This window comes from Chitinimonas violaceus, assembly GCF_052601015.1.
Map to the genome: position 1 here is coordinate 84,404 of NZ_JBQXDJ010000010.1, position 9,707 is coordinate 94,110.

General features: G+C 54.3%; 11 protein-coding genes. 6 read left to right on the forward strand and 5 right to left on the reverse strand.

Annotation, left to right across the window (positions count from 1 at the left end):
* Positions 1 to 69 precede the first annotated feature (69 nt).
* Positions 70 to 1,290, forward strand: coding sequence for a protein-glutamate methylesterase/protein-glutamine glutaminase (locus tag ACUHMQ_RS05560; protein WP_445294455.1), 1,221 nt, complete (start codon positions 70 to 72; stop codon positions 1,288 to 1,290).
* A gap of 74 nt (positions 1,291 to 1,364) precedes the next feature.
* A complete protein-coding gene (locus ACUHMQ_RS05565; RefSeq protein ID WP_445294456.1) occupies positions 1,365 to 2,591 on the forward strand; it encodes a GGDEF/EAL domain-containing response regulator in 1,227 nt (408 codons plus the stop codon).
* 69 nt (positions 2,592 to 2,660) lie between these two features.
* Here the strand turns inward: ACUHMQ_RS05565 and moaC are convergent, their stop codons facing one another.
* The 4 genes from moaC to ACUHMQ_RS05585 all read right to left on the reverse strand — a co-directional run bounded on the left by moaC (position 2,661) and on the right by ACUHMQ_RS05585 (position 5,499).
* Complete coding sequence (moaC, locus tag ACUHMQ_RS05570) at positions 2,661 to 3,149, reverse strand: cyclic pyranopterin monophosphate synthase MoaC (protein WP_445294457.1); 489 nt, start codon at positions 3,147 to 3,149, stop codon at positions 2,661 to 2,663.
* A 202-nt stretch (positions 3,150 to 3,351) separates the two neighbouring features.
* On the reverse strand, positions 3,352 to 3,864 hold the full coding sequence (gene moaE / locus ACUHMQ_RS05575; protein ID WP_445294458.1) for a molybdopterin synthase catalytic subunit MoaE: 513 nt from the start codon (positions 3,862 to 3,864) through the stop codon (positions 3,352 to 3,354).
* Positions 3,865 to 4,122 (reverse strand): molybdopterin converting factor subunit 1, encoded by a 258-nt coding sequence (gene moaD / locus ACUHMQ_RS05580; protein WP_445294459.1) that lies wholly within the window; start codon positions 4,120 to 4,122, stop codon positions 3,865 to 3,867.
* Positions 4,123 to 4,287: 165 nt separating this feature from the next.
* On the reverse strand, positions 4,288 to 5,499 hold the full coding sequence (locus tag ACUHMQ_RS05585; RefSeq protein ID WP_445294460.1) for a molybdopterin molybdotransferase MoeA: 1,212 nt from the start codon (positions 5,497 to 5,499) through the stop codon (positions 4,288 to 4,290).
* A 221-nt stretch (positions 5,500 to 5,720) separates the two neighbouring features.
* Here ACUHMQ_RS05585 and nadA point away from each other — a divergent pair, with 221 nt between their 5' ends.
* From nadA to ACUHMQ_RS05600, 3 genes are all read left to right on the forward strand, one after another.
* Positions 5,721 to 6,674, forward strand: a complete 954-nt coding sequence (nadA, locus tag ACUHMQ_RS05590; protein WP_445294461.1) for a quinolinate synthase NadA — start codon at positions 5,721 to 5,723, stop codon at positions 6,672 to 6,674.
* A 69-nt stretch (positions 6,675 to 6,743) separates the two neighbouring features.
* Entirely contained in the window at positions 6,744 to 7,817 is a 1,074-nt protein-coding gene (locus tag ACUHMQ_RS05595) for a bifunctional nicotinamide-nucleotide adenylyltransferase/Nudix hydroxylase (protein ID WP_445294462.1), read from the forward strand.
* Positions 7,818 to 7,938: 121 nt separating this feature from the next.
* Complete coding sequence (locus tag ACUHMQ_RS05600) at positions 7,939 to 8,361, forward strand: Mpo1 family 2-hydroxy fatty acid dioxygenase (RefSeq protein WP_445294463.1); 423 nt, start codon at positions 7,939 to 7,941, stop codon at positions 8,359 to 8,361.
* On the opposite strand, the gene ACUHMQ_RS05605 is transcribed toward ACUHMQ_RS05600, so the two are convergent.
* Positions 8,355 to 9,125, reverse strand: a complete 771-nt coding sequence (locus ACUHMQ_RS05605) for a DeoR/GlpR family DNA-binding transcription regulator (protein ID WP_445294464.1) — start codon at positions 9,123 to 9,125, stop codon at positions 8,355 to 8,357. The genes ACUHMQ_RS05600 and ACUHMQ_RS05605 overlap by 7 nt on opposite strands.
* 119 nt (positions 9,126 to 9,244) lie before the next feature.
* Between ACUHMQ_RS05605 and ACUHMQ_RS05610 the strand changes: the two genes are divergently transcribed.
* The gene (locus ACUHMQ_RS05610; RefSeq protein ID WP_445294465.1) at positions 9,245 to 9,580 is read left to right on the forward strand and encodes a VOC family protein; all 336 of its coding nucleotides are present in this window, start codon (positions 9,245 to 9,247) and stop codon (positions 9,578 to 9,580) included.
* Positions 9,581 to 9,707: the final 127 nt, after the last annotated feature.

A 9,707-nucleotide genomic window follows, 5' to 3' on the forward strand; every position in this document is an offset into this window, starting at 1 on the left:
TAGAAGGATCGGCAAACGGTCTGCCATGTTTCTTGTGCGTTTGGGGATTCTGTTCATGCGGGAAATGTCATGCCTATTAACGTGATGATCGTCGATGATTCCGCTGTGGTACGCCAGGTTCTTACCGAGGAGCTCGGACGGGACTCGGAAATCGTTGTTATCGCCACGGCGGCTGACCCACTGTTTGCCCGTGAAAAGATGAAGGTCCAGTGGCCTGATGTGATCATCCTCGACATCGAAATGCCGCGTATGGATGGACTGACCTTTCTGCGTCAATTGATGGCGGAGCGGCCCACGCCGGTGGTGATTTGTTCCAGCCTGACGGAGAAGGGCGCCAAGGTGACGTTGGAAGCGCTTTCACTCGGTGCAGTGGGGATCATCACCAAGCCATCGATTGGGGTACGGAATTTCCTGCAAGACAGTTCGGCTGATCTGCTGGTGGCGGTTCGTACTGCCTATGCTGCCTCATTCAAGATGCGTCACATGCGTCCCACGGCCAGTAAACCCGCTGCAGTCCCAAATGGGGCGCCCACTGCCAGTACCAGTACCAATACCTCTGCCAAGCAGATACCACCCAGCGCCCCCCCCAAGCCAGCACCTAATACCTCTGCCAGGCAGGCACCCAGCGCTTCGTTTGTTGCTGAAAAAATCCAGTCTCCCAAGCTCACTGCAGACGCCATCATGCCGCCGCCTGTTGCCGGCCAGGTAATCAATGCGACTGAGCGCATTGCGGTATTGGGCATATCCACCGGCGGTGTGCAGGCACTAGAACAGTTGCTGCCCAGGCTGACGCCGGCATGCCCTGCATTAGCGATTGTTCAGCATATGCCTGAGAAGTTCACAGCGACGTTTGCCCAACGTCTTAACAACCTCTCCAAGATCGAAGTGAAGGAAGCAGAAAACAACGATCGGATGATGCGGGGAAGGGCGTTGATCGCACCTGGTGGAAAACATCTGTTGATTAAGCGGGCACCTACACACTATTACGTGGAAGTGATCGATGGCCCCTTGGTCAGCCGGCATCGGCCTTCTGTGGACGTATTGTTCCGCTCCACCGCCAAATGTGCAGGGCGTAATGCACTGGGTGTAATCATGACGGGCATGGGTGACGATGGCGCCCGCGGTTTGAAGGAAATGCATGACCAGGGCGCTGCGACCATCGCGCAGGATGAGGCGAGCTGTATCGTATTCGGCATGCCCAAAGAGGCGATAAGGCTGGGCGCGGCGGACACGGTTGTCAGCCTGGATGATATTCCGGCGTTGATCGAGCGCAGCATCAACAAGATTTGACCTGAGTCGGGCGAGAATGCCTGGGCGTAGTGCTATTGATGGTTTTGCCTATTTTGTCTGTAGCTGGAGTGGCTATGGTTGTAAATACGGAACTCAGCATCATGGTGGTCGAGGATAGCGCAGCACAGCGCCTCCATGCGGTTGATTTGCTTGCTCATCTGGGAATAACAAAGGTGTTCGAGGCAGAGAACGGCTGCCATGCGCTCGAAGTGCTGAAAGATTGCGGTAAGTTGGACATTATGATGACCGACTTGGAAATGCCGGATATGGATGGTGTAGAGCTCATCCGGCATATTGCCGAGTCGCAGCAGGTCAACTCCTTGATCGTGGTATCCAGCAGGGAAACCAGCATTCTCTCCACTGTGGAGACCATGGCACGTGAGCATGGCTTAACGGTACTGGGTATTGCACAGAAACCTTTGTCGTATGACAACCTTGTGGCGCTATTGGGCAAGTTTCAATCCGACTCTGCTCCAGATCATGAGTCGGAAGAAGAGCAGTCCTACCGTTTCGGTGCCGAGGAACTCAAGCAGGCGATCCGTAACAAGCAATTGATATTGCACTATCAACCCAAGGTGACATCCCATTCTGGGGTAATGCGTGGCGTGGAGGCACTGGTGCGCTGGCAACATCCCGAATTAGGCTTGCTTGCGCCGGCACGTTTCATTGCGTTTGCCGAAGACAATGGATTGATCGATGAGTTGACAGACTGGGTATTGGAGACCTCTCTCAAGCAGCTGCGTGACTGGCATGCACGGGGGATGACGATCAGTACGGCGGTCAACCTGTCTGCGCTGTCGCTATCCACCCCCGACCTTGCTGATAGGATCGCGGCGGTAACCAATCGTATTGGTATCGAACCCAAATATCTGGTGCTGGAGATTACCGAGACAGCCGTGATGTCTGATCTGGCACTGTCCTTGGGAACGCTGGCCCGTTTGCGCCTTAAGGGGTTTGGGTTATCGATTGATGACTTTGGTACTGGTTTTTCGTCTATGCAGCAGTTGTCACGTATTCCTTTTACCGAGTTGAAGATAGATCGGTCCCTGGTCCATGGCGCTTCGGAAAAGCCGCATTTGCATGTGATGTTGCAAAGTACGATAGAGATGGGCAAGAAGCTGCACCTGACAACGGTGGCGGAAGGGGTGGAGAACCCGGCCGATTGGCAATTGATCCGTTTACTCGGTTGTGACGTGGCGCAAGGCTTTTATGTATCCAAGCCCCTGGCTGGCGATGGATTGCCCAATTGGCTCAAACAGGGAACGCAGCATCTACGGCCGGCACGACCTAGCAACGGCTGAGCCCATTTCGATCTTGCTGCACGGACGTGATCGAGGCTTATGCGCTGATCGTAAACTGGTTGTAACTACTTATTCCGAACCTGTTGCGAGCCAGTGACCAGATTTTCCTCCACGTTTCTCAATCAGCTGTACTGCCTCGATGCGCATACCCTTGTCCGTAGCTTTGAGCATATCGTAGATGGTCAAGAGCGCGATGCTGGCAGCTGTCATGGCCTCCATTTCCACGCCCGTCCGGCCTACCGTTTCTGTACTGGCTATGCAGGTCACCAGAGATTGCTGAGCATCCAGTTTGAAGTCGACACTGACATGCGTAAGTGGCAATGGGTGGCAAAGTGGGATCAATTCACCGGTGCGTTTTGCAGCCATGATGCCTGCCAACCGCGCTACACCCAACACGTCACCTTTTTTCGCATCCCCTTCGTTAAGCAATGCGAACGTCGCCGGCAGCATACGGATGTGGCCTTGAGCCACGGCTAGTCGATGTGTTTCGGGTTTGGCTGCTACATCGACCATATGGGCTTGGCCTGCAGCATTGAAGTGGGTAAGAGGGGAGCTCATTGTTGGTCTACTGAGTAGTGGTGGGGAGAGTATTTGCCGCAGGTGTCTAATAAGCGCTATCGAACTTATTCACGATCTGTAACGAGCAGTTGTCAACAGGGTGAAGCGCAGCGTAGAAACCGGAATGTACTGTTGTACATGAGGATCTCGAGCAGCACATGAGCCCTGATCACAGCTGCGCAGTAAGATCGCAGACAGGCTCCTAGTCGTGGTCTTCGTTCCCATAACGCTCACTGACAATCTGGTGCCAGCGTGCAGCAGCCGAAGCATCGGCTTCGCGCGCTTCAACCCAGCGGGGGCCTTCCGGAGTCCATTCCTTTTTCCAGAAGGGTGCACGGGTTTTGAGGTAATCCATGATAAAGGTATTGGCCTCATAGGCGGTGTGTCGGTGCGTGCTGGCAGTTAGCACCATGACAATACGATCGCCGGGGTGCAGATCACCGACGCGATGGATGATACGTATGCCATTCAAGGACCAACGCATGGCTGCTTCCTGTGCGATGTGCTGCAGCGCTTTTTCGGTCATGCCCGGATAGTGCTCCAATGACAAGGACACGACATCGGCAGCAAGATTCAGATCACGCACCAGCCCCACAAAACTGACGATCGCTCCAATGCCGCGGTCAGGTTTACTTAGCGCATCCACTTCCTTGCCAAGGTCAAAGTCATCTGTCTGCACAGATATGGCGATGTGGGGTGTAGGTGGCGTCTGCATTCAGCCCCCTGTAACCGGTGGGAAGATGGCGACTTCAGCCCCTTCGTGTAATGGTGCGGAAAACTCGGCCAGGTCCTGGTCGATTGCTACTCGAAATACTTGGTCGGTTGACAGTTCTGCTGCCCAGACGCCGCCACGTGTACGGAGGTGCGCAATGAGTTCGGCAATGGTATGTACTTCACTGGGAAGCGTGAGCAATTCCCGACCTATTTGAAATGCTTCCCGCAAGCGGGCGAAATAGAGCAAGGTGATCTGCATGATATTTATGAAGTACTGTTTACGGTATTTGCTGGGCTGAGTTGGGAGGCAGAAGAAAAACCAACGGCACTGTGTAGCAGCTGGCAGTGGTATACGGGGGAACCCGCGCTAAGCCCGTCAACTTTGTCTTCTTTTTGCACTGAAAGTTGCCTATCTCCTTTCTTATCAGTGTAGTAACGCATTGAGTGGAAGATAGTGAATAGGTTGGCCGATTTGCACCACAGTATCGGGTGGCAGGTCCACCAGACCATCTGCCCAGGCTAGGCCACTCATGACGGCTGAGCCTTGTTGAGGGTAAAGGGCTACAGCCAGTGTGCCATCAGTCTGAGGGACCAGACGGGCGCGCAGGAACTCGCGGCGTTTATCTGCACGGGGCCAGGAAAATGCAGCTGGTAGCGTCAAGGGTTGTGCGGGGATAACGTTGGCCCCCATGCGTTTTTGCAAAAAGGGCCGTGCCAGTAGAACAAAGGTCAGGAAGGCGCTGACCGGATTGCCTGGCAAGCCAATGAAATCGGCATTGCCTACCTTGCCAAATGCCAGAGGCTTCCCTGGTTTGATGGCGATGCGCCACAGGTCAAGTTGCCCAAGCTTACTGACGGCGGCTTTGACGTGATCTTCTTCTCCGACTGATACGCCACCGCAGGTGATCACGACATCGCATGTGCTTGCAGCCTGTTGCAGCGCAGTCATGGTTGCGGCTTGGGTGTCCGCCACTTGGCCAAAGTTCTGAACTTGGCAGCCCAGCCGGGCCAACAAGGTGGCAATTGCAAACTGGTTGGAGTTATAGATTCCCCCGGCCGGCAATGGTTGGCCAGGTTGAGTCAGTTCATCTCCTGTACACAAGAGGCCGACCCGTAGCGGCTTGAATACCGGCAGTGTTGCGATCCCGAGTGAGGCAGCAAGGGCAATGTGTTGTGGTGCAAGGCGTTGGCCCGCCTGTAGGATTTCACTGCCCTCTGCGATGTCCTCACCCAAACGACGGATATGCTGGTTGGGCCTGATTATCGCTTTCACCTGAACACTGCTTGCTGTGGCCTCGGCCTCTTCCTGTGGCACAACCGCATTGCAGCCGGGTGGGATGGGGGCGCCTGTAAAAATACGCGCTGCAGTATTGGGTTCCAGTGCCTTACCCATTTCACCTGCCGCGATACGCTGCACTACTGGGAGGCTGTGAGGAACGGCCTTGAAGTCACTCAGGTGTAAGGCGTAACCGTCCATCGCACTGTTGTCAAAGCCCGGTACGTTGATGGGCGCGGTGATGGAGGTGGCAAGGACGTGTCCATCGCAGTCCATCAGCGGCAGGGTGTCGTGGTGAGTTGTTGGCTGTGCGGCATCCAGCAAGGCTTGCAGGGCCGCGTCGAAAGGGATGAGGGACATAATGGGCACACAGGAAGGAATCGATACAACCCTACACCATGAAGCGCCAAGCTGGGAGATGTCTGGCGGGTGGGTAGCGCAATCTTATTGATTTTGTTATGGTGCAGATGTGCTGTGCAGTACCAAGAGCGGGGATTCCGCGGGCAGCTTGCAAGAACCGCCTGCAATGTCAGGCTTAGTTGGCCGCCGGAAAGGTGGTTGTTTACATGGAAGGAACTCCCATGTCCAAGCGTGTCGTTACGCTGGCGCACTATTACACCGCGCCGGAAATCCAACGAATGGCCGATAAAGTCGGCGACTCCCTCGAACTCTCCTTGTTTGCCCGTGATGCCCAGGCGGATGTCATCGTCTTCGCCGGTGTGCGCTTCATGGCAGAAACCGCTAAGATTCTCAACCCGCAAGCTGAAGTGATCCTGCCGGATGCGGGTTCTACGTGTTCACTCGTTACCCAGACTGACGTCAAGCGCCTCAAGGCCTGGCGCGAGAAGCATGCTGATTATTCGCATGTGTCCTACATCAATAGTTCGGCCGAACATAAAGCCCTGAGTGATTGGATTGTCACCAGCCGCAATGTGGATGACATCATCGCCCACTTGTATGCCGAAGGTAAGAAAGTGATTTTCTCGCCCGATCGCAATATGGGTGCTTACCTGAATTATCAGTATGGTTACGACATGCCGCTATGGTCGGCTGTGTGCGAAGTGCATGACAAGTTCAACGAGACCGCGCTGAATGAAGGCATGGCGGCAGTTGAAGGGCCAAAGTATTTGATCGCCCACCCGGAAAGTCCGCTGCCTGTACTTAAGCGTGCTGATTATGTCGGCTCGACCAGCGGGATGCTCAATTGGGTGAAGGCGTTCAACCGTGAGCCCGATGCCACCATCTTTGTCGCTACCGAGGATGGCATTCTCTATAACATGGGCTTGGCGCGGCCTGATCTGAAGATCAAACAAGCGCCGATTTATGCGGGTTGCCAGTGCAACCAATGCCCCTATATGAAGATGAACAACGTGGAGCGGGTGCAGCGCGCGCAAGCCGGCGAAGGGACGCGGATCGACTATCTGACTGCCGAGCAGATGGATGCCGCCCGCCTGCCGATCGAAAGAATGCTTGCGTTCAGTGAGGCGCAGATGCAAAAGGTTACAGCCCCAGAAAGGGTCGCTGTGCCAGCCTGATTGATATCTTCGTTTTAATAAGGGCAGATCAACCTGCCCTTTTTTATTCCTGTTATTTGCGGAAAACCTATGCATGAGTTCGATTACCTGATCTTCATCGGCCGTTTTCAGCCGTTTCACAATGGTCATCTTTGGACCTTGCAGCATGCGTTAGCGCGTTCTGAGAAGGTGATTGTGTTGTGTGGTTCGGCACGCCAGGCGCGGAATCCGATGCACCCATTCACGGTGGAGGACCGCGAGCGGATGATCCGTTTGGCTTTGCCGGAAGAAGTGCAGTCACGGGTGTTCGTGGTGGGGATTTCCGACCGTATGTACAACGACCAGCAGTGGCTGACCGAAGTGCAGAATCTGGTCGACCGGGTGATCGCCGTGGATAACTCGGATGTGGGCAGTCGTCAGGCGCAGTTTCGCATCGGTATCGTTGGCCCGCCTAGAGGGGCGAAGAAGGGCAATGCGGAATACCTGGAACTGTTTCCTCAATGGCAGCGTTTGGAAGCGCCGGAACTGCCCGATGTGCATGCCTCGCGTGTCCGGCATATGTTTTTTGATCCAGACCGCCAAGGCGACTGGCCAGCTTGTTCGGGTTTGCTGCCACCGCCGGTGTTTGAGTGGCTCAATGCGTTCCGCGATTCAGAAACCTTTGCCAACCTGCAAAGCGAATATCTCTTTCTGAAGCGTTACCGGCAAAGCTGGGCAGCTTCCCCTTATCCCCCCACTTTTGTGATGGTCGACGCGGTAGTGATTCATTCCGGCCATGTACTGCTGATGCGTCGCCGTTCTCAGCCGGGTAAGGGGTTGTGGGCATTGCCGGGTGGTTTTGTCCACCCGGATGAGCGGATCAAGGATTCAGTGATTCGTGAGTTGCGCGAAGAAGCACGGTTGAAGGTCCCTGCACCGGTATTAGGTGGCTCGATTCGCGCCAGTCGGGTGTTCGATCACCCCCAACGTTCGCTGCGCGGCCGCACCATTACCCATGCGTTTCTTATTGAACTGGCTCCAACCAGCGAAGGCTTGCCCAAAGTACGTGGCGACGATGATACGGATCGTGCCAAATGGGTGCCGCTATTCGAGTTCAACCGCATGGAAGAACAGTTGTTTGAAGACCACTTTTATATCGTTAACTGGTTTTTGGGGCAGGTTTAGCTCCACAATCATGAAATACGTTTAGAACCTTTTTACGATCTGTCATGAGCAGCATATACGCCTTGATTACGGCTGCGCAGTAAGATCGTAAACAGGTTCTTGGATTGTGGGAGGAACTACCATGCGGACCATTGACCTGTTGTTCGATCGCTATGGTGAAAGCCATCAGCACCCTTTCAACAAGCGGGTGCATTGGTTATGTGTTCCCCTGATCACTTTCAGTCTGCTCGGTATGCTGTGGGCAGCTTCACCCTGGTTGGCGATGGGTTTTGTTCTCTTCGCTATGGGTTATTACCTTCGCCTCAGTCTGCCGATTGCTACAGGTATGTTGGTGCTGGCCGGGTTGATGCTGCTGGTGCTAAGTCAGCTCGGTGAGGTGTTTTACATCAGCCTGGTGATATTCATCCTGGCGTGGATAGGACAGTTCGTCGGGCACAAGGTGGAAGGCAAGAAGCCTTCATTCTTTGAAGATATCAAGTTCTTGCTGGTTGGCCCAGCTTGGTTGCTGGGGTTTGTCTATCGCCGCTGGCACATCGCCTATTGATTGCTGCTTGTCTCGTCGGTGGGTACCGTTAATACGGTGAGCTTGCTGGCTACTTCTGTCAGCCAGTCGGCAGGTTGATCGGTAATCAGATGGCTGAAGGCGGCTAACTCAGTCACAAAGTGTGGTGCAATGTGGCCAAACTTGCTTGCGTCGGCTAGCAGAATACCTTGGGCTGCGTGCGCCAGCATGCTTGCTTTCAGTTCAGCATCGAGCTGGGTATTGGCTGTGAGCCCCAGTTTGGGGTGGATGGCGCATGTACCGATGAATGCAAGATCAGCACGGTAGCGTGCAACTGTGGCCAATGCAGCGGTGCCGCTGAGGTGATGCTCGGTTGGCGACCATTCCCCACCAGTCACGATCAATTCAACCGAAGCCCGTTCACTCAGTAATTGCGCAACGTCGAGTGAATTGGTGATCACCCGCACGGGTTGGTCGCCAATTGCACTTGCCAACGCCATCGCTGTCGTCCCTGCATCAATAAACAGGGTTTGATAGGGCTGTACAAGTTGTGCAGCACGCTCGCCAATTCGCGTCTTTACCGCCCGGCGTACCTGGCTACGTGCTGGGAAGGCAATTTGCGCCGTCGCCAACGATACGGCTCCACCATGTGTTTTTTGCAGCACACCTTGGTCTGCTAGCGCTTTCAGGTCCCGCCGTACCGTATCTTCTGAAATGCCAAGCTCTGCTGCCAATTGGCTAACTTCCACCCGCCCTTCCTGAGTGAGCGTATCGAGTATGTGTTGGCGGCGTTCCGGGGCAAACATGGCTGACGACCTTTGCAGATTTTTTAATTGTTATGCGATATTTTGCTGCTATTGTCGCAATTCGTGCGTTTTTGTGCAAATATTGCTGCGTTATTTTGCAATATTATGCGGTGATGGCTATGCGAATCGATCATGTAGCACTTTGGGTGAATGACTTGGAGCGGATGAAGGATTTCTATACCGGCACGTTCAAGGGCTCAGCCAGCGACCGTTATCAAAACCCGAGTAGTGGTTTTTCGTCCTACTTCTTGTATTTCGATAGCGGCGCGCGTTTGGAATTGATGCAGAAGGCAGGGATTCCCGACAACGCCAACGATGTACATCAGCAGGCGCGAGGTCTCGTACACTTGGCTTTTGCAACGGGTTCAGCAAGGGCGGTTGAAGAGCTGACCGATAAATTGTGTGCAGCAGGGGCGCCACTGCTATCCGGGCCCCGATTGAATCCCCCCGGATAATGAGGAGGCTCCATTTCTTGAGAGAATGGAGTTATGAAGAAGCCAACCAAGTATTCGCCAGAAGTCAAAGAACGCGCTGTCCGTATGGTTTTTGAACATCGGTCAGAGTATGAATCCGAATGGGCTG

Coding starts and splice junctions, on each gene's coding strand:
- ACUHMQ_RS05560 (WP_445294455.1), top strand. CDS start 70: ATGCCTATTAACGTGATGATCGTCGATGATTCCGCTGTGGTACGCCAG.
- ACUHMQ_RS05565 (WP_445294456.1), top strand. CDS start 1,365: ATGGTTGTAAATACGGAACTCAGCATCATGGTGGTCGAGGATAGCGCA.
- moaC (WP_445294457.1), bottom strand. CDS start 3,149: ATGAGCTCCCCTCTTACCCACTTCAATGCTGCAGGCCAAGCCCATATG.
- moaE (WP_445294458.1), bottom strand. CDS start 3,864: ATGCAGACGCCACCTACACCCCACATCGCCATATCTGTGCAGACAGAT.
- moaD (WP_445294459.1), bottom strand. CDS start 4,122: ATGCAGATCACCTTGCTCTATTTCGCCCGCTTGCGGGAAGCATTTCAA.
- ACUHMQ_RS05585 (WP_445294460.1), bottom strand. CDS start 5,499: ATGTCCCTCATCCCTTTCGACGCGGCCCTGCAAGCCTTGCTGGATGCC.
- nadA (WP_445294461.1), top strand. CDS start 5,721: ATGTCCAAGCGTGTCGTTACGCTGGCGCACTATTACACCGCGCCGGAA.
- ACUHMQ_RS05595 (WP_445294462.1), top strand. CDS start 6,744: ATGCATGAGTTCGATTACCTGATCTTCATCGGCCGTTTTCAGCCGTTT.
- ACUHMQ_RS05600 (WP_445294463.1), top strand. CDS start 7,939: ATGCGGACCATTGACCTGTTGTTCGATCGCTATGGTGAAAGCCATCAG.
- ACUHMQ_RS05605 (WP_445294464.1), bottom strand. CDS start 9,125: ATGTTTGCCCCGGAACGCCGCCAACACATACTCGATACGCTCACTCAG.
- ACUHMQ_RS05610 (WP_445294465.1), top strand. CDS start 9,245: ATGCGAATCGATCATGTAGCACTTTGGGTGAATGACTTGGAGCGGATG.